Annotated in this window: 19 protein-coding genes; 10 read left to right on the top strand and 9 right to left on the bottom strand. The window is 67.1% G+C overall.

Annotation, left to right across the window (positions count from 1 at the left end; all coding sequences use genetic code 11):
- Window positions 1–16: 16 nt before the first annotated feature.
- Complete coding sequence (gene alr / locus QZM67_RS00125) at window positions 17–1,138, bottom strand: alanine racemase (protein ID WP_301800142.1); 1,122 nt, start codon at window positions 1,136–1,138, stop codon at window positions 17–19.
- Between the two features lie 301 nt (window positions 1,139–1,439).
- Here alr and QZM67_RS00130 point away from each other — a divergent pair, with 301 nt between their 5' ends.
- A complete protein-coding gene (locus QZM67_RS00130; protein ID WP_043179313.1) occupies window positions 1,440–1,811 on the top strand; it encodes an MAPEG family protein in 372 nt (123 codons plus the stop codon).
- A gap of 27 nt (window positions 1,812–1,838) precedes the next feature.
- Here the strand turns inward: QZM67_RS00130 and QZM67_RS00135 are convergent, their stop codons facing one another.
- Window positions 1,839–2,807 (bottom strand): LysR family transcriptional regulator, encoded by a 969-nt coding sequence (locus QZM67_RS00135; protein WP_175023914.1) that lies wholly within the window; start codon window positions 2,805–2,807, stop codon window positions 1,839–1,841.
- 119 nt (window positions 2,808–2,926) lie between these two features.
- Between QZM67_RS00135 and QZM67_RS00140 the strand changes: the two genes are divergently transcribed.
- The 5 genes from QZM67_RS00140 to QZM67_RS00160 all read left to right on the top strand — a co-directional run bounded on the left by QZM67_RS00140 (window position 2,927) and on the right by QZM67_RS00160 (window position 10,551).
- Window positions 2,927–6,466 (top strand): ABC transporter ATP-binding protein, encoded by a 3,540-nt coding sequence (locus QZM67_RS00140; RefSeq protein ID WP_301800144.1) that lies wholly within the window; start codon window positions 2,927–2,929, stop codon window positions 6,464–6,466.
- Between the two features lie 187 nt (window positions 6,467–6,653).
- Window positions 6,654–7,703, top strand: a complete 1,050-nt coding sequence (locus QZM67_RS00145; protein WP_301800146.1) for a C45 family peptidase — start codon at window positions 6,654–6,656, stop codon at window positions 7,701–7,703.
- A 15-nt stretch (window positions 7,704–7,718) separates the two neighbouring features.
- On the top strand, window positions 7,719–9,053 hold the full coding sequence (locus QZM67_RS00150; RefSeq protein WP_301800148.1) for an aspartate aminotransferase family protein: 1,335 nt from the start codon (window positions 7,719–7,721) through the stop codon (window positions 9,051–9,053).
- Window positions 9,054–9,085: 32 nt separating this feature from the next.
- Entirely contained in the window at window positions 9,086–9,640 is a 555-nt protein-coding gene (locus QZM67_RS00155; protein ID WP_301800149.1) for a carboxymuconolactone decarboxylase family protein, read from the top strand.
- 161 nt (window positions 9,641–9,801) lie between these two features.
- Window positions 9,802–10,551 carry an extensin gene (locus QZM67_RS00160; RefSeq protein ID WP_301800151.1) on the top strand — a complete coding sequence of 250 codons (750 nt, stop codon included), beginning with the start codon at window positions 9,802–9,804 and terminating at the stop codon, window positions 10,549–10,551.
- Between the two features lie 76 nt (window positions 10,552–10,627).
- Here the strand turns inward: QZM67_RS00160 and QZM67_RS00165 are convergent, their stop codons facing one another.
- Both QZM67_RS00165 and QZM67_RS00170 read right to left on the bottom strand, forming a co-directional pair.
- Window positions 10,628–11,818 (bottom strand): M20 aminoacylase family protein, encoded by a 1,191-nt coding sequence (locus QZM67_RS00165; RefSeq protein ID WP_301801380.1) that lies wholly within the window; start codon window positions 11,816–11,818, stop codon window positions 10,628–10,630.
- A gap of 26 nt (window positions 11,819–11,844) precedes the next feature.
- Entirely contained in the window at window positions 11,845–13,275 is a 1,431-nt protein-coding gene (locus tag QZM67_RS00170) for a YfcC family protein (RefSeq protein WP_301800152.1), read from the bottom strand.
- Between the two features lie 172 nt (window positions 13,276–13,447).
- Here QZM67_RS00170 and QZM67_RS00175 point away from each other — a divergent pair, with 172 nt between their 5' ends.
- A complete protein-coding gene (locus QZM67_RS00175; RefSeq protein ID WP_175023908.1) occupies window positions 13,448–14,362 on the top strand; it encodes a LysR family transcriptional regulator in 915 nt (304 codons plus the stop codon).
- Window positions 14,363–14,486: 124 nt separating this feature from the next.
- On the opposite strand, the gene ahpF is transcribed toward QZM67_RS00175, so the two are convergent.
- From ahpF to QZM67_RS00200, 5 genes are all read right to left on the bottom strand, one after another.
- Window positions 14,487–16,085: an alkyl hydroperoxide reductase subunit F gene (ahpF, locus tag QZM67_RS00180; RefSeq protein WP_301800154.1), complete on the bottom strand. Its 1,599-nt coding sequence runs from the start codon at window positions 16,083–16,085 to the stop codon at window positions 14,487–14,489.
- 128 nt (window positions 16,086–16,213) lie between these two features.
- On the bottom strand, window positions 16,214–16,777 hold the full coding sequence (gene ahpC, locus QZM67_RS00185; protein ID WP_006488685.1) for an alkyl hydroperoxide reductase subunit C: 564 nt from the start codon (window positions 16,775–16,777) through the stop codon (window positions 16,214–16,216).
- A 312-nt stretch (window positions 16,778–17,089) separates the two neighbouring features.
- Window positions 17,090–17,455, bottom strand: a complete 366-nt coding sequence (locus QZM67_RS00190) for a type II toxin-antitoxin system VapC family toxin (RefSeq protein ID WP_301800157.1) — start codon at window positions 17,453–17,455, stop codon at window positions 17,090–17,092.
- Window positions 17,449–17,670, bottom strand: coding sequence for a ribbon-helix-helix protein, CopG family (locus QZM67_RS00195; RefSeq protein WP_301800159.1), 222 nt, complete (start codon window positions 17,668–17,670; stop codon window positions 17,449–17,451). The genes QZM67_RS00190 and QZM67_RS00195 overlap by 7 nt, the downstream gene beginning before the upstream one ends.
- A gap of 89 nt (window positions 17,671–17,759) precedes the next feature.
- Entirely contained in the window at window positions 17,760–18,656 is an 897-nt protein-coding gene (locus tag QZM67_RS00200; RefSeq protein WP_301800161.1) for a LysR substrate-binding domain-containing protein, read from the bottom strand.
- A 177-nt stretch (window positions 18,657–18,833) separates the two neighbouring features.
- On the opposite strand from QZM67_RS00200, the gene QZM67_RS00205 reads away from it, so the two are divergent.
- Genes QZM67_RS00205 through QZM67_RS00215 form a run of 3 tightly spaced genes read left to right on the top strand, consistent with a single transcriptional unit; the run spans window position 18,834 to window position 21,822 of the window.
- Window positions 18,834–20,000 carry a branched-chain amino acid ABC transporter substrate-binding protein gene (locus QZM67_RS00205; protein ID WP_301800162.1) on the top strand — a complete coding sequence of 389 codons (1,167 nt, stop codon included), beginning with the start codon at window positions 18,834–18,836 and terminating at the stop codon, window positions 19,998–20,000.
- A 33-nt stretch (window positions 20,001–20,033) separates the two neighbouring features.
- Entirely contained in the window at window positions 20,034–20,558 is a 525-nt protein-coding gene (locus QZM67_RS00210; protein ID WP_043183259.1) for an L-2-amino-thiazoline-4-carboxylic acid hydrolase, read from the top strand.
- Window positions 20,551–21,822: a Zn-dependent hydrolase gene (locus QZM67_RS00215; RefSeq protein WP_301800163.1), complete on the top strand. Its 1,272-nt coding sequence runs from the start codon at window positions 20,551–20,553 to the stop codon at window positions 21,820–21,822. The genes QZM67_RS00210 and QZM67_RS00215 overlap by 8 nt, the downstream gene beginning before the upstream one ends.
- Window positions 21,823–21,890 lie beyond the last annotated feature (68 nt).

Genomic DNA, 21,890 nt, shown 5'->3' on the forward strand with positions numbered 1-21,890 from the left:
GCCGCCTCGACGCCGGTTAGCGCCCGTAGCTTCCGGTGCGCAGCGTCGGCTGTTCGCTCGACGCACCCGGCGGCACGATCACGACCGGCACGCGGCGCGCGAGCGCGCACATCAGCTCGTAGCCGATCGTGCCGCTGGCTTCCGCCACGTCATCCACCTTCACCTGGTCGCCCCACAGTTCGACGCTCGACCCGATGCCCGCGTTCGGGCACGGCGTCAGGTCGACGGTCAGCATGTCCATCGACACGCGGCCGATGACGCGCGTCAGCACGCCGTCCACCGCGATCGGCGTGCCGGTCGGTGCGTGGCGCGGATAGCCGTCCGCATAGCCGCACGCGACGACGCCGATCCGCATCGGCCGGTCGGCCGTGAAGCGGCGGCCGTAGCCGACGGTTTCTTCCGGCGACAGCGTCTGCACGCCGATGATCTTGCTCGTCAGCGTCATCGCGGCCATCAGCGGCGTATCGGCGATATCCCGTGCCGCACCCGTCGGCGATGCACCGTACAGGATCGTGCCGGGCCGCACCCAGTCGCGGTGCGCGCGCGGATGCCACAGCACGGCTGCCGAGTTCGACGTCGAGCGCTCGCCCGGAATCCCCGCGGTGGTCGCATCGAACTGGTCGAGCTGCCAGTCGACTTCGCCTTCGTCGGCGTTCGCGAAATGCATCATCAGCGTGATCTTGCCGATCGACGGCGCGCTCGCCGCGCGCTCCCACGCCGCACGGAAAGCGGCCGGGCGGTAGCCGAGCCGGTTCATCCCGGAGTTCATCTTGAGCTGGATGTCGATCGGCTGTTGCGGCTTGGCGGCGATCAGCAGGTCGAGCTGCTCGTCGCAGTGCACGGCCACCGTCAGCCGGTGACGATCGGCCAGCTCGACGTCGGCCGGCTCGAAAATCCCTTCGAGCAGCAGCACGGGCTTGTCCCAGCCGAGCTCGCGCACGCGCACGGCTTCGTCGAGATCGAGCAGCGCGATGCCGTCGGCGGCGGCGAGGCCCGCGTAGATCCGTTCGATGCCGTGGCCGTAGGCATCGGCCTTGACCACGCCCCACACGCGCGATTGCGCGGCGGTGCGGCGGATGAAGTCGAGGTTGTGGCGGATGGCGTCAGGGCGGATATGGGCGACGATGGGACGGGGCATGGCGATGTCTCGGGTCGGATGTCGTTCGGCGCGCGTGGCGGCGCGGGTTCGGCAGGCTGGCGCGACAACGCGCCGAGCCAGTGTTGAGCGCTATATTATTGGTGTTCGACCAGTTTTAATTAACTTTTTTTTCGACGATTTGGTGGAAATTTTGGTGTCTGACCGCGCTGGCTGCGGCGGTCGGCGGGCCTTGCAGCCGAGTCTCCCGTCTAGAAAACCGGTACGCGAACAGCGTGGCGCGATGCTAAGCTCTCGGCGATCTTGTCATTGATCAATGTAATTATAAAGGAGGAGACTGTTGATGACGACGTCCCAGCTGTGCCTGTTCATCGTGGCGCTGTTGCCGTTCCCGATGACGTTTCTCGCGAAGGCCCGCAAGGGCTACGACAACCGCGTGCCGCGCGACTATCTGGCGAAACTCGAAGGCTGGCGCGCCCGCGCGCAGGCCGCGCACCAGAACGCATGGGAAGCGCTCGCGCTGTTCACGGCCGCGCTGGTGGTGGCGTGGCACAACGGCGCGAACGTGCATCGCGTCGACCAGCTTGCGATGGCGTTCGTCGCGATCCGGATCGTCTATACGCTGATGTACCTGCTGAACTGGGCGTCGCTGCGTTCGCTCGTGTGGTTTGGCGGGATGGCGTGCGTGGTCGCGTTGTTCTTCGCTGCGCCGTAAGCCGCGTGTGCCGGCGCGGCCGGCGCGTTACTTGCCGGTCGCGCCACCCGTGCCGCGCACGAGACGGTCGTTCGATGCGGGCGCAACGATCGTGCCGGCGAACGGCGCGGCGTCTGCTTCTTCTGCTGCTTCGCGGTGCAGGAAGGCGATCAGCGGATCGAGCAGCCGGTGCCGTGTCGATGGATTGCGGCGCAGCACGAAGCGCCACGACGCGGCGCGTTCGAGGCCCGGCCGCAGCGGCACGAGACGCCCGCTCCGCAGCTCCGGTTCGATCAGCGGCGTGCGGCCGAGCGCGATGCCCGCCCCGCCGACGGCCGCGCCGATCACCTGGCTGAAACTGCTGTAGCGGACGATCTTCGTTTCGAAGTCGCCCGGCAGGCCGAATTCCGCCGACCAGTTGCGCCAGTCGATCTCGGGCGTGTATTCGTTCATCTCCTGCAGCAGCCGGCAGCGGCACACGTTCCCCGACGCGAACGGATGCAGCTCCGGGCTGCAGACCGGGAATACGGTTTCCTGCAGCAGCACGTCGTCGTCGGTTTTCAGGCGATGCGCCGGCACGTTCACGATCGCCAGATCGACGCCGTGGCGCGAGAAATCGGGTTCGTCGTCGAGCGCGACGGCGTGCAGCGGCGTTTCCGGATGGCTCGACGAGAATTCCGCGAGGCGGCGCGCAAGCCACATCGACGAAAACGACGCGTTGGCGGATACCGTCAGCCGTTGCGCGGTGCCGCGAATCTCGGCGCAGGCGTCGGTCAGGCGCGACAGCGCATCGCTGACGGCTGGCAACAGGCGCGCGCCGGCCGGCGTGAGACTGATGCCGCCGAGCCCCGTACTGCGTTCGAGCAGCCGTGCGCCGAGCGATTCCTCGAGCGCGCGGATCTGGTGGCTGACCGCGCTCGTCGACACGTTCAGCTCGACGGCCGCGCGCGCAAACCCGCCGAGGCGGACGGCCGCCTCGAAAGCCCGCAATGCGCTGAGGGGAGGGAGGTGCGACATGCGGGGTATTGTAGTTGACTCAACACCCGTTGAAAAATCATCTTTTGCCGCGCACGGGTGGCGCGGGTAGCCTCGATCCGGTCAAGAAAAAACATCATCGGACACTACCGGAGGGCTTCATGTATTTCGACCGACGACTATGGGCAATGATGGCGGGACTGCGCTGGCGGGTCGCCGCGGCCGTCGCGCTCGGGCTGCTCGCGATGGGTGTCGGGATCCTGCGCTTCGTGTTTCTCGGCCGCGTGCTGGCGCTGGTCTTTTCCGGCGCGCCGGCGCGCAGCATCGGCGAAGCCGTCGTTGCAACGGCGGCCTGCGTGCTGCTGCGCGCATGGCTCGACCATCGCCGCACGATGCTCGCACAGCACACGGCCGGGCGCGTGCAGGCCACGCTGCGCGCGCGGCTGTTCGACCGGATCGCCGCGCTCGGCCCCGCCTGGTTCAGCGGCGAACGCACGGGCGGCGTGATGCTGGCCGTCGTCGACGGCGTCGAGCAGTTGCAGACCTTTTTCGGCACCTATTTGCCGCAACTCGTGATCGCCGCCTGCGCGCCGGTGATGATCTTCGCGGTGCTCGCCTGGTGGGACGTGCCGACGGCCGCGATCCTGCTGGTCGCGGCGCTCGTCACGCTCGCGCTGCCGCAACTCGTGCATCGCGCCGACAAGCGCGCGGCGCTCGCACGCTCGGCCGCCTTCAAGGCATTCGGCGAGGAATTTCTCGACGCGGTGCAAGGCCTGCCGACGCTGAAGGCGTTCGGGCAAGGCACGGCGTTCGGCGCGAAGCTGGCCGCGAAGGCGCGTGCGCTGTCCGACAGCACGTTCTGGGTGCTCGCGCTCGGCCTGCTGACGCGGCTCTTCACCGATCTCGGCACCGGCCTCGGCGCGGCCGCCGCGATCGCGGTCGGCGCGTGGCGCGTGCGGCACGGCGACATGAGCCTCGAGGCGCTGCTGATCGTGCTGATGGCCGGCAGCGAAATCTTCCGGCCGCTGCGCGACCTGCGTTCCGTGTTGCACCAGGGGATGATCGGTCAGTCGGCGGCGAATGCGATTCACGCGCTGCTCGAAGCGGATAGCCATGCACCGGCCAACGACGCGCCGCGTGTGACGGGCCTGCGGCCGGAGATCGCGTTCGACGCCGTCAGCTTCGCGTATCCGGGGCGCCGCGCGGACGCGCATGCGGCGCTGAGCTTCTCGGTTCGTGAAGGCGAGACGGTGGCGATCGTCGGGCCGAGCGGCGCGGGCAAGTCGACCATCGTGCGCCTGCTGCTGCGTCAGCACGACGCGCAGGGCGGCGCGATCCGCATTGGCGGCCACGACGTGCGCACGCTCGATGCCGGCCAGGTACGCGAGATGATCGCGGTTGTCGCGCAGGATGCGACGCTGTTCGACGGCAGCGTGGCCGACAACCTGCGGCTCGGCCGCCCCGACGCGAGCGACGCGGACATGATCGCCGCCGCGCGCGCGGCCAACGCGCACGATTTCATCTCGGCGCTGCCCGATGGCTACGCGACGCGCATCGGCGAACGCGGGCTCATGCTGTCGGGCGGCCAGCGCCAGCGCCTAGCGATTGCCCGCGCGCTGCTGCGCGATGCGCCGATCCTGCTGCTGGACGAGGCGCTGTCTTCGGTCGACGCGGAAAACGAAGCGCTGATCCAGCAGGCGCTCGATCGGCTCACGCGCGGGCGGACCACGCTCGTGCTCGCGCACCGGCTGTCCAGCGTGATCGGCGCCGACCGCATCCTGGTGCTCGACCAGGGGCAGGTAGTCGACGAGGGCACGCACGCGGCGCTGATCGCGCGCGATGGCCCGTATCGCCGGTTGATGGGGCCGCAACTGGAAGCGGCCATCGAATCGGCCGGCACGGCAACGACGGCCGGCGCGACCGCGCGCGCGTCGTCGGGCCCGCAGGTGCGGCCACTGAACGACGATGCGGCGGAGATCGGCTGGCCGGAAACCCTGCAGACGCTGCTGCGCTTCGTGCGTCCGTGGACGGGCAAGGTCGTGCTGACGGTGCTGTTCGGGATCGGGCGTGTGCTCGCGTTCATCGGCGTTGGCGTGATCGGCGCGCTGGTGGTCGGCGCGGTACCGGGCGGCCACGTGAACCCGACGCTCGTTACTGCGCTGCTCGTGATCGCGCCGGTGGCGGCCGTGCTGCACTGGCTCGAATCGTGGCTCGCGCACGACATGGCGTACCGGCTGCTCGCGGAAATGCGCATCGCGCTGTTCGCGACACTCGAACGCCTCGCGCCGGCCGGGCTGCTGCGCCGCCGTTCCGGCGATCTCGTGTCGCTCGCGACGCAGGACGTCGAGACGGTCGAGTACTTCTATGCGCATACGCTGGCGCCCGCGTTCGTCGCGGTGCTCGTGCCGGCCGCCGTGCTGGTGCTGCTCGCGTCGGTCGCGTGGCCGCTCGCGCTCGTGCTGCTGCCGTTCCTGTTGTGGGCCGGGCTCGCGCCGGTGCTGGCGCGAAGCGACGTCGACCGGCTCGGCACCGGCGCGCGCGAAGCGCTCGGCCAGCTCGGCGCGCACCTGACCGAAACGATCCAGGGGCTCGCGGAGCTGACCGCGTTCCAGGCCGTCACGCGCCGTCGCGCAGCGTTCGTGGCCGAAGTCGATGCGTACCGGAAGCAGCGCGCAAAGCTGCTCGACGACCTTTCGACGCAGAGTGCCGCACTGGAAGTCGCGAGCGGGCTCGGCGGGCTGGCCGTCGCCGCGCTCGGCGCGCTGCTGTGCGCGCGCGGCTGGTTTCCGCGCGAGTCGTTGCCGCTGCTGGTGCTGATTGCGGTGGCCGCCTTCATGCCGGTGGCCGAAATCGGCCAGGTCGCGCGCCAGCTTGCCGACACGATCGCGTCGACGCGCCGCCTGCGTGCGCTGGGGAAGGAGCCCGTGCCGGTGACGGACGGCGCGGAGGCGATGCCGGCCAATCCGGCGGTGCGTTTCGAAGCCACGTCCTTTACGTACCCGGGCCGCAGCGTGCCCGCGATCGACCGCGTGAGCTTCGAGGTGCCGCCGGGCAGCACGGTCGCGCTGGTCGGTGCGTCGGGCGCCGGCAAGTCGACGGTCGCGAGTCTGCTGCTGCGCTTCTGGGATCCGCAGCATGGCCGCGTGACGCTCGGCGGCGTCGATCTGCGCGACTTGCGGCTCGATGACTTGCGGCAGCACATCGCGCTGGTTGCGCAGGATACCTACCTGTTCAACGACACGCTCGAAGCGAACATCCGGCTTGCCGCGAACGACGCGTCCGACGCGGACGTGCAGCGCGCGATCGACCATGCGGCGCTCGGCGACTTCGTCGCGCGGCTGCCGGACGGGCTCGCGACGCGCGTCGGCGAACGTGGCGTGCAGTTGTCGGGCGGCCAGCGTCAGCGTGTCGCGATTGCGCGCGCGTTCCTGAAGGATGCGCCCGTGCTGATCCTCGACGAAGCGACGTCCCATCTGGACACGATCAGCGAGCAGCAGATCCGCGCGGCGCTGGAAGACCTGATGACGCAACGCACGTCGATCATCATCGCGCACCGGCTGTCGACCGTGCGCAATGCCGACCTGATCCTCGTGATGGCGCACGGCAGCGTGATCGAGGCCGGCCGGCATGCGGACCTGATGGCACGGCAGGGCGCGTATGCGCGGCTCGTTTCGCATCAGGCGAGCGGGGTCGCGGCGTGAGCGGCCGGCGAACGCTGCTTCAACCCGTGTTGTCAGCGTACGGCTATTGACAACATATGTTGTGTGATTGTCTAATTCTTCATCGCGTGTTGCGCGAGCCCGGTGGCGGGCGGCCCGGCATCATTTGACGGGCCGCGCCAGCCGGGCGCACGCTACATGCCACCGGAATTCGACCCTTTCGCCCGACATGCCGCTTTCCCTTTCCCCCGTCATCGCCGGCGCGCCGTTCGACATCGGCGTGCGCCTCGGCGAGCTCGCCCGTCCCGTGTTCGATGCCTGCATGCAGCAGAGCAGCGCGTGGCAGGCCGTGCGCCGCTGGCGCGGCCATCCGTTCGTCGCTGCGCTGCGGCAGGCCGCGCTGGCCGCGTATCCCGATCTCGTCGCGGAGCTGGACGGGATCGCGGCCGGTATCGGCTGGCCGGCCGAGGACATCTTTCTGTGGAACTGTCGCGGCGAGCTGATCCACAACGCGCCGGACGGTTGCACGACGCTTGCCGCGCGCGACGCGAATGGCACGCGCTGGATCGCGCACAACGAGGACGGCGATCCGTACCTGCGCGAGCGCTGCCTGCTCGTCGACGTGCAACCGGCGGGCAAGCCGGGCTTCGTCAGCTTCTATTACCCCGGCTCGCTGCCGGGCCATACCTTTGCCGCGAACCGCGCGGGCATCGCGCAGGCAATCAACAACCTGCGGATCCGCACGCCGGCAGCGGGCGTGCCGCGCATGATCCTCGCGCGCGCCGTGCTCGATGCGACGTCGCTCGACGCGGCGGCCGGCGTGCTGCGCGGTCATGCGCGTGCAAGCGGCTTTCATCACACGCTGGGCGCGACCGGCGATGCACGGCTGCTGAGCATCGAGGCGAGCGTCGCGCGCTGTTCGGTGATCGACGTCGCGCGGCTCGCGGGGCATGCGAACCATCTCGTGCATCCCGGCTGCGACGCGGAAGCGCAGATCGTCACGCAATCGTCGGCCGACCGCCAGCGCCGCGTCGATGCGCTGACGCCCGCCATCGACGCAATCGATGAAGCCGCGCTGCTGCGCGTGCTCGGCGATCGCGCACCGGAAGGGCTGCCGATCTATCGCGACGATCCGTCCGACCCCGACGACGAGAACACGCTGGCCACGGCCGTGTTCGCGATCGGCGCGGCATCGATCGATTTCACCATTCACCAACAGGGCGCGCAGTGTTTCGCGACGCGCATCGTGCCGTCCGGACGCGCGCACGACGCATCCTGATCCATGAGGCAACGCATGACGACCGTTTTCCATCGCGCTCCGCGCGCCACCTTGCCCGTTGCCGTCGCAGGCGACGGCATCGAGATCATCGACTCGACCGGCAAACGCTATATCGACGCCTGCGGCGGTGCGGCCGTTTCGTGTCTTGGCCACAGCAACCAGCGCGTGATTGATGCGATCAAGCGGCAGGCGCAGCAACTGGCGTATGCGCATACGTCGTTCTTCACGACCGACGTGGCCGAGGAGCTGGCCGACCGGCTCGTCGACGCCGCGCCGGCCGGCCTCGAACACGTGTATTTCGTGTCGGGCGGCTCCGAGGCGGTCGAGGCCGCGCTGAAGCTCGCGCGCCAGTATTTCGTCGAGAAGGGCGAGCCGCAGCGCCGCCATTTCATCGCGCGGCGCCAGAGCTATCACGGCAACACGCTCGGCGCGCTCGCGATCGGCGGCAATGCGTGGCGGCGTGAGCCGTTCCTGCCGCTGCTGATCGAAGCGCACCACGTGAGCCCGTGCTTCGCGTACCGTGACCAGCAGGCCGGCGAAACCGACGAAGCGTATGCGCAGCGTCTCGCGGACGAGCTCGAGCAGAAGATCGTCGAACTCGGCGCGGATAACGTCGCGGCGTTCGTCGCGGAGACGGTGGTGGGCGCAACGGCCGGCGCGGTGCCGCCGGTGCGCACGTACCTGAAGAAGATTCGCGCGGTGTGCGACAAGTACGGCGTGCTGCTGATCCTCGACGAGATCATGTCGGGGATGGGGCGCACGGGCTATTTGTACGCATGCGATGAAGACGGCGTCGCGCCCGATCTGCTGACGATCGCGAAAGGGCTCGGCGCGGGCTACCAGCCGATCGGCGCGACGCTCGTCAGCGACCGCATCTACCGGACGATCGTCGACGGCTCGGGCTTTTTTCAGCACGGCCACACGTACCTCGGCCATGCGACCGCCTGCGCGGCCGCGCTCGAAGTACAGCGCGTGATCGCCGAAGAGAAGCTGCTCGACAACGTGAAGGCACGCGGTGAGCAACTGCGCGCGTCGTTGCGCGAGCATTACGGCGCGCATCCGCATATCGGCGACGTGCGCGGCCGCGGGTTGTTCGTCGGCGTCGAGCTCGTGCGCGATCGCGACAGCAAGGCGACGTTCGATCCGGCGCTGAAGCTGCACGCGGCAGTCAAGCGCGAAGCGATGCAGCGCGGCCTGATGGTGTATCCGATGGGCGGGACGATCGACGGCGTGCACGGCGATCACGTTCTGGTCGCGCCGCCTTTCATTTGCACCGCGCAGCAGATCGATACGATCGTCGAGCGGCTGTCGGGCGCGATCGGTGCGGCGCTCGCGTCGGCCGGCGCGTGAGCGGATTCGTCGAACCTTCTCCGGACCTCGCCATGACCAACAGATTGCCTCCGTTCGATCCCGCATCGGCCACCGATGAGCAGAAGGCCGTGCTGGCCGACATTCTCAGCGGCCCGCGCGGCAACCTGAACGGGCCGTTTCTCGGCTGGATCGCGAGCCCCGAGCTTGCTCAGCACGCGCAGAAGCTCGGCGCGTTCTGCCGCTATCGCACGGGCCTGCCGCTGCGCCTGTCGGAACTCGCGATTCTCGTGACGGCCGCGCGCTGGCGCTCGCAGGCCGAGTGGCACATCCACCATCCGATCGCACTCGACGCCGGTGTGCCGGTTGCGACGGCCGATGCGATCCGGCGCGGCGTCGCACCCGCCTTCGAGTCGGACGACGATGCGCTGATCCATGCGTTCGCGAGCGAGCTGTACGACACGCGGCGCGTGAGCGACGCGACGTTCGCGCGGGCGGAAGCACGCTTCGGCCACGAAACCGTCGTGAATCTCGTGGCATTGCTCGGCTACTACGCGCTCGTCGCGATGACGCTGAACACGTTCGGCATGCGCGCGGAAGGGCAGACCGAATTGCCGTTTCCGGAGTAACGGCGGCGTTTCGACAGTGCCGGAGCAGGGGCGGCGATACGTCTGACGAACACCGCGCCGACCTGTTCCCGGCACAATGCAACCAAATGTATTCATGCGGGATCGATGGCCGATCGCCGCGTATGATGGCTTGTTCACGTCGATATGAGCGGTGAGCAAGCATGACGAGTACCCGCAAGACCTTGATGATCGCCGGTGGGCTCCTGGTAGCCGCAGCCGGCACTGCCTACGTGATGCTCCTGCGCGCGGACCACCGTGCGATCGAAGATGCCGGCATCGGCGATTCGGCCGCGCCCGTTGCCACGGCGCCTGCCAGCAACGATCACGCAGTGCAGGGCACCATCGCGCCGCCGGCCCCGGCCGCCGCGACGGCGCCGAAGCAGGCGGCTGTTGTGCCGCCAACACCTGCACCCGCGCCGGACACGACGGCACGCGTCAGTGCTGCACCTGCTCCCGCCGTGCCGGTTGTCAGCGACAAACCGCAGCCGGTGACGAAGCCGAGCGCACCGCCGCCGAAGGTCAACGTCGTGACCGTCGATGCGCAGGATTCGACCCCGCCGGCACCGCCGCCGGCCGCCAAAGCTGTGCAGCAGGCCGCGCCTGCACCCGCGCAGGTCACGCAACGCGCGCCGCGCAAGCGTGACGGTCTCGAACGCCACGCGGCCGCAGCACCCGCTGCAACGAAATCCGAAACGCCGGAGACGGCCGCACTCGTCAGGGAATCGGCGAAGCTCGACCCGTCGTTGCCGCCGCCGTCGATGTCGTCAATGTCGTCGAGCAGCAGTTCGTATCGGCAGGGCAGTTCGTCGTCGGGCTCGAATCCGGTTGCTGCCGCGATGACCGAGCAACTGGTCAGGGAGTCGAGCAATTTCAAGACGCCGGCCGGCGGTGTGGCTGCCGGTACGAAATGATGTCGGCTGTGCGTGTTGAAACGAAGCGCGACGATGGGCGCCACGCGAGCAGTCCGGCGTGGCTGCCATCGATCGCTCATGCGACAGGTAGATAGCGTTCGACCAGTCTGGACCAGAACGCGGAACCGACGACCAGGTTTTCATCGTTGAAGTCGTAGGTCGCGCTGTGCAGCGTATTCCCGCCGTCGGTCGGTCCATTGCCAATCCGCAGGAAGCTGCCGGGGCACGCCTGCAACATGTAGGCGAAGTCCTCGCTGCCCATCAACGGAGCCATCTGTTCCGTCACTTGCGCGTCGCCCACCAGTTCTTTCGCGACTTTGATCGCAAGCTCGGTTTCGGCCGCGCTGTTCGTCACCACCGGGTAGCCTTCCACATAATCGACGACGGCGCCGAGGCCGTAACTGTCGGCCTGCGCGTGCACGAGCGCGGTGATTCTTTCTTTCAGCATCCGCCGGACATCCGCATCGAACGACCGGACGCTGATGCTCAACTCGACTTCGCCCGGGATCACGTTCGGGGCCGATCCGCCCGCGATCTTTCCGATCGTCACGACCGCGGACTGCGTCGGATCGACGTTGCGCGACACGATGGTCTGCAACGCCATCACGATGCTGCCTGCCGCGACGATCGGGTCGTTGGCCAGGTGCGGGCGGGCGGCGTGCCCGCCCTTGCCGATGATCTTCACGAAGACACGGTCTCCCGCGGCCATGAAAGGCCCGGTGCGAAACATGAACGTACCGGCCGGCGCGCCCGGATGATTGTGCATGGCGAACACCGCGTCACACGGAAAACGCGTGAAAAGACCTTGCTCGACCATGCGTCGGGCACCGCTGTCGAAGCCGCGCTCCTCGGCAGGCTGGAAGATCAGATGTACGGTGCCGTCGAATCGCCTGCGTTGGGCAAGGTGCCGGGCCGCGCCGAGCAACATTGCGGTATGGCCGTCATGACCGCATGCATGCATGCGTCCCGGATGGCGGCTCTTGTGATCGAACGTATTGCGTTCGTCGATCGGCAACGCGTCGATGTCGGCGCGGATCCCGATGCGACGTTTGCCGGAACCCAGCCGCAGCGTGCCGACCACGCCGGTACCGGCGATGCCCGTCGCGACCGTGTAGCCATATTCCTTCAGGCGAGTTGCCACGATTTCGGCGGTCTGCACTTCCTCGAATGCCAGTTCAGGGCAGCAATGCAGCGTATAGCGGAGCTTGCGCAGGTCATCGCCAAGCGGCTGCAGATCGGGAATGGAACTGAGGTCAGGTAAAAGCATGTGCGATCCAGGAAAAGTGAGGACGACTAGAAGGGGCCCCAATGTATGGCGACGCCAGTCGCAATGGCGACGACGCAGATGGCGAACCAGGCAATCAGCAGCGGCGTGACGAAACGCACCCACTTGACGTAGGAGATGCCGGACGTTGCGAGTACGGCCATCAGGACGCCGGAAGTCGGGTTGAAGCAATTGACGATGCCTTCGCCGAGCAGCACGGCATGTACCGTGACCTGTCGGGTCAGGTGCAGCGTGTCGCCGAGCGGTGCGAAGATCGGGATGAGCACCGCGGATTCGCCTGACCCTGACGAGATTCCGACATGGATCAACGCGGCGCTCAGGAACATGCAGATCGCTGCCATCGTGGCGTCGAGCGGTGCAAGCATGCCGGCAAGCGCGTTGACGATCGGGTCCATGATCCTGCCGTCGGCGAGCACGATCGAGATGGCCCGTGCCATACCGACCACGAGCGCGCCCTTGACGAGCCCGCCGCAGCCGTGAAGGAAGGTGTCCGCGATCGCGCCCGGGCGCATGCCGCTCACGATCCCGGCAGCGATGGCCATGACGAGAAACATCGCGACCATTTCGATCTCGGCCCAGTTGCGCGTCGACGAACCGTAAACGAAGATCGCCAGGCACACGACCACGATGCCGATGACAGCGAGTTGCCGGGCGTTGAACCGTTGCGCGGACGAGGGCGGCAGGGTGCGGGCCCCGGGGATCGCCGGATCGGAAGCCGCTGCGTCATTCGTTCGACAGGCGTGGATTCGGGCGACGAGGAAAATGATCGTGGCCGCCACGAACGCGACATACACGCCTACCCGGAACGTCATGCCGGAAAACATTGGCAGCCCGGCCAGGCGTTGCGACAGTCCGGTTGTGACCGGATTGAGGATGCCCGTGTTGAAGCCGGCATAGGTGCCCAGGTAGATCATGCCGGCGCCGGTTTCTTTCGGCAGTTGCATCGACTCTGCGAGCAGCAGCCCGAGCGGGACGAACGCGACGACCGAATTCGTCACCACGCCGAGTGTGCCGAGCAGCGAAAAGATGCAGCAAATGATGGCGACGTACCAATGTGCGCGCGCTCCCGGCTTGACCTGCGCGAGTGCACTGCGGACGGCGCCGGTCGACTCGAGTACGGCCAGTGCGCCGCCGGTGAACAGGATCAGAAAGATGATGGGCGCGGACGAGATCATCCCCTTTGCCAGCGCGACAAACATCTCGCCCGGCATCACGCCGTGCCCGGCAACCGGTTTCAGGCTGTTCGGCACGACGAAGCCGATGCCGTTGCTGACCGTACGGGCAAACTCGCCGGACGGCACGATCCAGGTCGCGATGGTGGCGGCCACCAGCATGACGAACAGCAGCACATAGGGGCTGATCGGCTCCTTGCCGCTGCGCGCGCGGGTTGGCGGGCGTGGTTGCCACGCGCCGTCGACTGACCGGCTGGTGTCGTTCATGTTGCTCCTCCGTTGTTGTGCTCGAGTGCCAGGCCACTCGGCCTTTCTGGTTCGACGCCGGCTGGTGGCATTCCCTGACCGGCTCCGGGGCGCAGTATCAGGGAAGATCGATCTGGAAAGTTGCTCGGATCGCGGCGAGAATGTTGCATTGAATGCAACATGGGAGCCGGCGTTGGATACGGTCGAATGGAGTCTTTCGGAGCGCACGCTGCAATACCTGGCCGCGATCGCCACGTACGGTGGGATGCGCCAGGCAGCGCTGGGTCTGGATGTGAACGTATCGACGATCAGTCGGCAGGTTGCCGTCGCCGAGCGTGAGCTTCGGCTATCGCTGGTGACGCGTCGCGGCCGGGAAATGGCGTTGACGGAAGCGGGGCGGATGGCGGTCGATTATTTTCGCGACTGCGAGCGCAACGCCCGCCGGTTTCGCACGCAACTCGACGAATATCGCGGCCTCAAGCGGGGGCAGGTCACGATCGCCGTCGGCGAAGGGGCGGTAGCGAGCCTGGTCTCGATCGTCCTCAAGCCGTTCCTGGAGAAATATCCGGATATCACCGTGGAGTTGCGCACCGGCTCGCTTCCGCAACTCCTGTCGATGACGCGGGAGGACCAGGTCGATGTCTGTGTGTCGATCGGCGCGACGACGGATCCGACATTGAACGCGCGCCTGTTCCGGAGCGAGCCCATCTGCGCGATCTTCTCGGTGAACCATCCGATGGCTTCGCGCAAATCGGTGAAGATGGAAGCGCTCGTCAACGAGCGCATTGTCTTCATGCCCGCCGAGTTCGGGTTGCAGGCGCACGTCGATGCGATCCTGGCCGATATCGGGCGCACGTACGTTCCAGCGTTCCGCTGCGACCGGTTTTCGACGGCAGTCGCGATTGCGGCACAGAATCTCGGTGTTGCGTTCATGACGCGTACCGCGGCCCAGGAGAGGATCGCCGCAGGGCAGGTCGTCGCGGTGCCGCTCGATCATCCCATTGCGCGCGCTTTCGATCGCTACGTGGTCACGCGTGCGGGGCGGCGGCTCGGTCCGGCCGCGAACTTTCTTCGGCGGGAAATCGTCAGGTTGATGTCGGCCGTGTAGAGGGGGAGGCTGCTTCAACCGTCGTTCCCTGCCCGTCACGGATTCACAAAAAAGGACCCCGCACGCCGACCAAAGCATGCGGGGCCAAGAGAGACAAACTGTTGTGCCGATGGGCTGACGCGCGTTACGCGGCGACCGCTTCCTCGGCCTGCGGTTGCGCGGCGGCAACCGGCGCCACGTCCTGCCGGATCAGGTGGTCGAACGCGCCGAGCGATGCCTTCGCGCCTTCACCGACCGCGATCACGATCTGCTTGAACGGCACCGTCGTCACGTCGCCGGCCGCGAACACGCCCGGCACCGACGTCGCGCCGCGCGCATCGACGACGATTTCGCCGTGCTTCGACAGTTCGACCGTACCCTTCAGCCATTCGGTGTTCGGCACGAGGCCGATCTGCACGAACACGCCTTCCAGATCGATGCGCTGCGTGTCGCCCGAGCGCAGATCCTTGTAGACGAGCCCGTTCAGCTTGCTGCCGTCGCCGGTCAGCTCGATCGTTTGCGCCTGCGTGACGATCGTCACGTTCGGCAGGCTGCGCAGCTTGCGCTGCAGCACTTCGTCCGCGCGCAGTTGTGCGCCGTATTCGATCAGCGTGACGGCCTTCACGATGCCGGCGAGGTCGATCGCGGCCTCGACACCCGAGTTGCCGCCGCCGACCACCGCGACACGCTTGCCCTTGAACAGCGGGCCGTCGCAGTGCGGGCAGTACGCGACACCGCGGTTGCGGTATTCGCGCTCGCCCGGCACGTTGATTTCGCGCCAGCGTGCGCCGGTCGCGAGGACGATCGTCTTCGCCTTCAGAACCGCGCCATTCGCGAGGCGGATCTGGTGCACGTCGCCCGGAATCAGCGCGTCGGCGCGCTGCACGTCCATGATGTCGACGTCGTACTGCTTCACGTGCTGTTCGAGCGCGGTCGCGAACTTCGGCCCTTCGGTTTCCTGCACCGACACGAAGTTCTCGATTGCCATCGTGTCGAGCACCTGGCCGCCGAAGCGCTCGGCCACGACGCCCGTCGCAATGCCCTTGCGCGCCGAGTAGATCGCCGCCGCCGCACCTGCCGGGCCGCCGCCGACGATCAGCGTATCGAACACCGGCTTGTTCTCGAGCGACTTCGCGGCACGTGCGCTCGCACCCGTGTCGAGTTTCGCGAGGATTTCCTTCACGCTGCTGCGGCCCTGGCCGAACGATGCGCCGTTCAGGAACATCGTCGGCACGGCCATGATCTGGCGCGACTCGACTTCGCTCTGGAACAGCGCGCCGTCGATCGCGACGTGACGGATGCGCGGATTGACCAGCGACATCACGTTCAGCGCCTGCACGACCTCCGGGCAGTTCTGGCACGACAGCGAGAAATACGTCTCGAACGCGTAGTCGCCGTCGAGTGCGCGGATCTGTTCGATCACGTCGTCGTCGAGCTTGATCGGGTGGCCGCCCGTCTGCAGCAGCGCGAGCACGAGCGATGTGAATTCGTGGCCCATCGGGATGCCGGCGAAGCGGATGCCGGCCGGCTTGCCGGGCTCGCCGATCGAGAACGACGGCTTGCGCTCGGCGTCGTCGCGGCGTTCGGTCACGGTCACGCGATCCGTCAGCGACGCAATCTCGTTCAGCAGCGCCAGCAGTTCCTGCGATTTCGCGCTGTCGTCGAGCGAGGCGACGAGTTCGATCGGGCGCGTGATCTTTTCGAGGTACGCTTTGAGTTGGTTCTTGAGATTGGCGTCGAGCATGGCGTTTCGGATTCCGTATTAATGATTCTGGTCGGGCACGTCGTGCCGGAGGAGGGCGCGGGCCGCATGCTGCAGCGGCCCGTGTTGGTGTGTCTCGCGCGCCTCGAGCGAGGCGCGCGGAGCGATCGTCAGATCTTGCCGATCAGGTCGAGCGACGGGGTCAGCGTTTCCGCACCCGGCGTCCACTTGGCCGGGCACACTTCACCCGGGTGCGCCGCGATGTATTGCGCAGCCTGCACCTTGCGCAGCAGTTCGCCTGCGTCGCGGCCGATGCCGTTGTCGTGGATTTCGCACAGCTTGATCTCGCCTTCCGGGTTGATCACGAACGTGCCGCGCAGGGCCATCCCTTCTTCCTCGATCAGCACGTCGAAGTTGCGCGACAGCGTGAGCGTCGGGTCGCCGATCATCGGGTACTTGATCTTGCCGATCGTGTCCGACGTGTCGTGCCAGGCCTTGTGCGTGAAGTGCGTGTCGGTCGACACGCCGTAGATTTCGACACCCAGCTTCTGGAATTCCGCGTAACGGTCGGCGAGGTCGCCCAGTTCGGTCGGGCAGACGAACGTGAAGTCGGCCGGGTAGAACACGACGACGGACCACTTGCCCTTGAAGTTCTCTTCCGAGACGGGCACGAAATCGCCATTGTGGTAAGCGGTTGCCTTGAACGGCTTGATTTGGGTGTTGATGATCGGCATCTGGAGAATTCCTTTGCTTCAGTGGTGAGTGGAGTGTTGCCAGTATCCGGGTTCACCCTGAGTTTGTGAAATTGCTTGTTTCAATCCGGGGCATCGGGAATTTCTATCTGCTTCCGGCCCTTGATTGGGTGGGGCTTGCGGGGGAGAGGCTGTTGATGCGCGGGATGGGCCGGGTGCCCGCTGAACGCGGGTGGAGGGGGGGCGGTTTGGCGCGGCGGAGAGTATCCGGTGGTTGCTAGGCGAAGGCAGATTCGTTTCGGACGCGCGGATCAGATGGCGGCGTGGACAGGGGGCCTTGCTGCGGGCATCGGATCAGATCTGATAGGGCACGCGCACGCCGGGCTCGCTGGCGGGAAAGTCTTTCGTGTTGCGCGACACGAGCAGCAGCCCGTTGACTTGCGCCGATGCCCAGACGATCGCGTCGGGCAGGCGCACGCGCCGTTCTTTGCGAATTGTCATAGCACGATTGGCAATCGTACTGTCGAGTGCGATGAGGTCGAATGACGAGAGCCATGCGCGGATCGCCGCTTCGTTATCGGCCGATGCACCGACGAGGACTTCCATCCACGAGATCGTGCTGATCGCACGATAGCTGTAGCGGCCGAGTTCTACGCGGGCAGCTTCCACGCCGCCCAGATAATCGATCAGGATGTTGGTGTCGAAAAGAGCTTTTACCATTCCGAGCGCAATTTCTCCTGGTACGCGAGCCCGTCGATCGTGTGATCTTTCCAGAGGCCGAAGACGTCGTCGGCGAGCGGGCGTTGCTTGTGCAAGGCGATGTAGGCATCGATCGCGTCGCGGATGATTGCGGCGCGGGGACGATGTTCAGTCTCGACGATGGCGGCCAGTTCGTCGAGTTGGCCGTCCGACAGATCGACCAGAATCCGGCTCATGATAGCCTCCGATATATGATATGCATATCATATATATGCGATTGCAGGTATGCAAGCGTTGAGGCAGGGTGAGGCCTGACGCATCCCCCTCAAATCCCCGCCATCTTCCTCAGCCACTCAGCCAGCCGCCTGGCCCCGTCCGGCATGTCCGCGTCCGCGCGCGTGCACAGGTAGTAATCGCGCCCGTCGTCGAGCGCGTGATCGAACAGCTTCACGAGCTCGCCATTCGCCAGCTCGCGCTCGACCAGCGGCGCGCGCAGCAACGCCGCGCCGAGATCCGCGAGTGCGGCGCTCAACGTCAACTGGCCGTCCTCGAACATCGGCCCCACCGCATGCGACACGTGCTTCACGCCCGCGCCCTGCAGCCAGTTGACCCACGTGCTGCGATCCTCGTCATGCACGAGCGGGGCGCGCGCGAGATCGGCCGGCGTGCGGAACGGCCCGTGACGCTTCAGGAACGCCGGACTGCACATCGGCACCATCGCGCCTGGCAGCAGCCGCTCGCAGCGGTAGCCGGGCCAGTCGCCGGTGCCGAAGCGGATCGACAGGTCCGACGCATCGCTGCGGTAGTTGCGGTGATGCGCGTACAGCACCGTCACGTCGACGTCGGTGTTGTCCGCCAGGAACGCGTGCAGCCGCGGAATGAACCAGCCGATGCCGAGCAGCGGAATCAGGCTGACGGTGATCTGCCGCAGCGACGACCGGTCGCGCACAAAGCGCGTCGCGCTGCGCAGCACCGAGAACGCGGCGCTGATCGAGCGGTAGTAGTCGCGACCTTCGTCGGTGAGCGCGAGCAGCCGGCCCTCGCGCACCGTCAGCGGCGTCTGGATGAACGCTTCGAGCAGCTGCAGCTGATGGCTCACAGCCGACGGCGTGATGTCGAGCTCGCCCGCCGCCGCGGTGACCGACCCGAGACGCGCGAACGCTTCGAACGCACGCACCGCGCGCAGCGGCGGATCGTGCGGCAATTGTTCGATATTTTTCATGTGTCGAATTTTATCGAAAAGTCAGGGTGAGTGCCAACATGAAAATATCCTGTAATTACAACTATTTAAGTTAATGTGCCGAGAACGGCATAAGCATCCAACAATTGGGTATTTGGGGTTTGGGTGCTGAATATTTAATATTTTTCATGTTTTGATCCGATTCACCGATCCCCGCACATGAAAATCGCTTTTCTCCCCGCCAGCCTCGCCTTCTCGGCGGCCGCCCTGGTCGCCTCCGTTCCCGCGTTCGCGCAATCCGCTCCGCAGACGATCCTGATCGGTCTCGCCGCGCCGCTCACCGGCCCGTCCGCGCGGATCGGCAAGGATCTGCAGAACGGCGCGCAACTCGCGATCGACGACGCGAACGCGAAGCATCCGACCATCGGCGGCAAGCCGGTCGTCTACAAGCTCGTCGCGGCCGACGACCAGTCCGACCCGCGCACGGCCGTCGCGGTGGCGCAGCAACTTGTCGACAAGCACGTGATCGGCGTCGTCGGCCACTGGAACACGGGCTGCAGCGTGCCGGCGTCGCGCGTCTATCGCGATGCGGGCATCCCGCAGATCGCGCCGGCGTCCACCGGCCATCAGTACACGCAGCAGGGCTACGCGACGGCCTTCCGCATCATGGGTCACGACGATGCGGGCGGCAATTTCACCGGCGCGTACGCGGTGAAGACGCTGAAGGCGAAGCGGATCGCGGTGATCGACGATCGCACGTCGTTCGGCGCGGGGCTCGCCGACCAGTTCATCAAGGGCGTGCAGGCGAACGGCGGCGCGATCGTCGATCGCCAGTACGTGAACGACAAGACGACCGACTTCAGCGGCGTGCTGACCGCGATCAAGGGCAAGCGCGCGGATCTCGTGTTCTTCGGCGGCCTCGATGCGCAGGCTGCGCCGATCTCGCGCCGGATGCGCCAGCTCGGCGTGAACGCGCCGCTGCTCGGCGCAGGCGGCTTCGTGAGCCAGACCTTCCTGTCGCTCGCGGGCAAGGACGGCGACGGCGTGACGGCGCTCGAACCGGGCCTGCCGCTCGACCGGATGCCGGGCGGCAAGGCGTTCGACACGCAATACCAGGCGCGCTTCCACGCCCCGATCGAACTGCATGCGCCGTTCGCGTACGACGCGGCCGCCACGCTGATCGCGGCCGCGCAGAAGGCCGGCACGACGCAGCCGGCGAAGCTGGTCGCGGCGGTGCGTGCGATCGACCGGCCCGGCGTGACGGGGCGGATCGCGTTCGACAATGAAGGCAACCTGAAGGACCCGGCCTTCACGATCTATCAGGTGCGCGGCGGCAAGTGGACCGTCGTCGACGTGCTCGGCGGCTCGCGCACCGCGACCAAGTAAGCGAAACAGCGTAAAAAAACCAAGACGACCCCCATGACCGAAGCGACCCAGACACCCGCCGCCGCACCCGAGGACACGCGCCTCGGCATCCTCGCGCGGCGCCGCATCGAAGCGGAAATCATCAAGCCGATCTACGAGATCATGAAGCGTGAGTTCGGCGCCGAGCGTGCGCAGGCCGTGATCGCGGAAGCCGTGCGCGGCGCGGCCGTCGACGCCGGCCGCACCTTCGCCGCGCAGGAGCCGGACGGCGCGAGCGTGAAGTCGTTCATCGCGCTGCAGGTGCTGTGGGAGAAGGACGATGCGCTCGACGTCGAGGTGCGGCGCGCGGACGATGCGCACTACGACTATGACGTGCATCGCTGCAGCTACGCGGAGATGTATCACGCGATGGGGCTCGGCGAGATCGGCCACCTGCTGAGCTGCGCGCGCGACAGCTATTTCATCCAGGGCTATGCGCCGGACGTTGCGCTCACGCGCACGAGCACGATCATGCAGGGCGGCAAGCGCTGCGATTTCCGCTACGCGCTGCAAGCCGCGCCGGAGAACGGCGATGCGTAACGACACCGCCCATACCCATGCGGCAAGCGCGAGTGCGCCGCGCGTCGACGGCCATCGCCTGTGGGCGTCGCTCGACCGGATGGCGCAGATCGGCGCGACGCCGAAGGGCGGCGTCTGCCGCCTCGCGCTGACCGATCTCGATCGCGAGTCGCGCGACCTGTTCGTGCAATGGGCGCAAGACGCCGGCTGCACGGTGCGCGTGGACCAGATGGGCAACGTGTTCGCGCGCCGCGCGGGTCGCAACCCCGACGCCGCGCCGGTCATGACGGGCTCGCACGCGGACTCGCAGCCGACGGGCGGTCGCTACGACGGTATCTACGGCGTGCTTGGCGGACTCGAGGTCGTGCGCGCGCTGAACGACGCGGGCATCGAGACCGAGCGCCCGATCGACGTCGTGATCTGGACCAACGAGGAAGGCTCGCGCTTCGCGCCGGCGATGGTGTCGGCCGGCGTGTTCTCGGGCGTCTATACGCTCGAATACGGGCTGTCGCGCACTGACAGTGCGGGCAGGACGATCGGCGAGGAACTGGCGCGGATCGGCTATGCGGGCGCCGAGCCCGTCGGCGGCTATCCGGTGCATGCGGCGTATGAGCTGCATATCGAACAGGGCGCGATCCTCGAACGGGCCGGCAAGACGATCGGCGTCGTGACGGCCGGGCAGGGGCAGCGCTGGTACGAGGTGACGTTCACGGGTGTCGACGCGCACGCGGGCACGACGCCGATGGAATTCCGCCGCGATGCGCTGGTCGGCGCCGCGCGGATGATCTCGTTCGTCGAAGTGCTCGGCCGCCGTTACGCGCCGTACGCGCGCGCGACGGTCGGGATGATCGAGGCGCGGCCGAACTCGCGCAACACGGTGCCGGGCGGCTGCTTCTTCACGGTCGAATTCCGTCATCCCGACGACGCGGTGCTCGACGAGCTGGATGCGGCGCTGCGTGCGGAGCTGGCGCGCGTGGCCGACGAAACGGGCCTCGGCGCGCAGATCGAGCAGATCTTCACGTATGCGCCGATCCCGTTCGCGTCGCGCTGCATCGACACGGTGCGCGATGCGGCACAGGCGCTCGGGTTGTCGCACATGGATATCGTGTCCGGCGCGGGTCATGACGCCTGCTATGTCGCGCGCGTCGCGCCGACGGGGATGATCTTCGTGCCGTGCGTCGACGGGCTGAGCCACAACGAGGCCGAAGCGATTACGCCCGAGTGGGCGGCGGCGGGCGCCGACGTGCTGTTGCGTGCGGTGCTGCAGAGCGCGCAGGAAGCCTGAGTCTGAGCCTGAGCGTGATGGCGGCGGTCTGGCGAGAGCGTGTGCTCCGGGCCGCGCCGCGCCGTTTC

Origin of the sequence: Burkholderia sp. AU45251 (assembly GCF_030482905.1) — a bacterium.
GTDB classification, from domain to species: domain Bacteria; phylum Pseudomonadota; class Gammaproteobacteria; order Burkholderiales; family Burkholderiaceae; genus Burkholderia; species Burkholderia aenigmatica.

Coding starts and splice junctions, on each gene's coding strand:
- alr (WP_301800142.1), bottom strand. CDS start 1,138: ATGCCCCGTCCCATCGTCGCCCATATCCGCCCTGACGCCATCCGCCAC.
- QZM67_RS00130 (WP_043179313.1), top strand. CDS start 1,440: ATGACGACGTCCCAGCTGTGCCTGTTCATCGTGGCGCTGTTGCCGTTC.
- QZM67_RS00135 (WP_175023914.1), bottom strand. CDS start 2,807: ATGTCGCACCTCCCTCCCCTCAGCGCATTGCGGGCTTTCGAGGCGGCC.
- QZM67_RS00140 (WP_301800144.1), top strand. CDS start 2,927: ATGTATTTCGACCGACGACTATGGGCAATGATGGCGGGACTGCGCTGG.
- QZM67_RS00145 (WP_301800146.1), top strand. CDS start 6,654: ATGCCGCTTTCCCTTTCCCCCGTCATCGCCGGCGCGCCGTTCGACATC.
- QZM67_RS00150 (WP_301800148.1), top strand. CDS start 7,719: ATGACGACCGTTTTCCATCGCGCTCCGCGCGCCACCTTGCCCGTTGCC.
- QZM67_RS00155 (WP_301800149.1), top strand. CDS start 9,086: ATGACCAACAGATTGCCTCCGTTCGATCCCGCATCGGCCACCGATGAG.
- QZM67_RS00160 (WP_301800151.1), top strand. CDS start 9,802: ATGACGAGTACCCGCAAGACCTTGATGATCGCCGGTGGGCTCCTGGTA.
- QZM67_RS00165 (WP_301801380.1), bottom strand. CDS start 11,818: ATGCTTTTACCTGACCTCAGTTCCATTCCCGATCTGCAGCCGCTTGGC.
- QZM67_RS00170 (WP_301800152.1), bottom strand. CDS start 13,275: ATGAACGACACCAGCCGGTCAGTCGACGGCGCGTGGCAACCACGCCCG.
- ahpF (WP_301800154.1), bottom strand. CDS start 16,085: ATGCTCGACGCCAATCTCAAGAACCAACTCAAAGCGTACCTCGAAAAG.
- ahpC (WP_006488685.1), bottom strand. CDS start 16,777: ATGCCGATCATCAACACCCAAATCAAGCCGTTCAAGGCAACCGCTTAC.
- QZM67_RS00190 (WP_301800157.1), bottom strand. CDS start 17,455: ATGGTAAAAGCTCTTTTCGACACCAACATCCTGATCGATTATCTGGGC.
- QZM67_RS00195 (WP_301800159.1), bottom strand. CDS start 17,670: ATGAGCCGGATTCTGGTCGATCTGTCGGACGGCCAACTCGACGAACTG.
- QZM67_RS00200 (WP_301800161.1), bottom strand. CDS start 18,656: ATGAAAAATATCGAACAATTGCCGCACGATCCGCCGCTGCGCGCGGTG.
- QZM67_RS00205 (WP_301800162.1), top strand. CDS start 18,834: ATGAAAATCGCTTTTCTCCCCGCCAGCCTCGCCTTCTCGGCGGCCGCC.
- QZM67_RS00210 (WP_043183259.1), top strand. CDS start 20,034: ATGACCGAAGCGACCCAGACACCCGCCGCCGCACCCGAGGACACGCGC.
- QZM67_RS00215 (WP_301800163.1), top strand. CDS start 20,551: ATGCGTAACGACACCGCCCATACCCATGCGGCAAGCGCGAGTGCGCCG.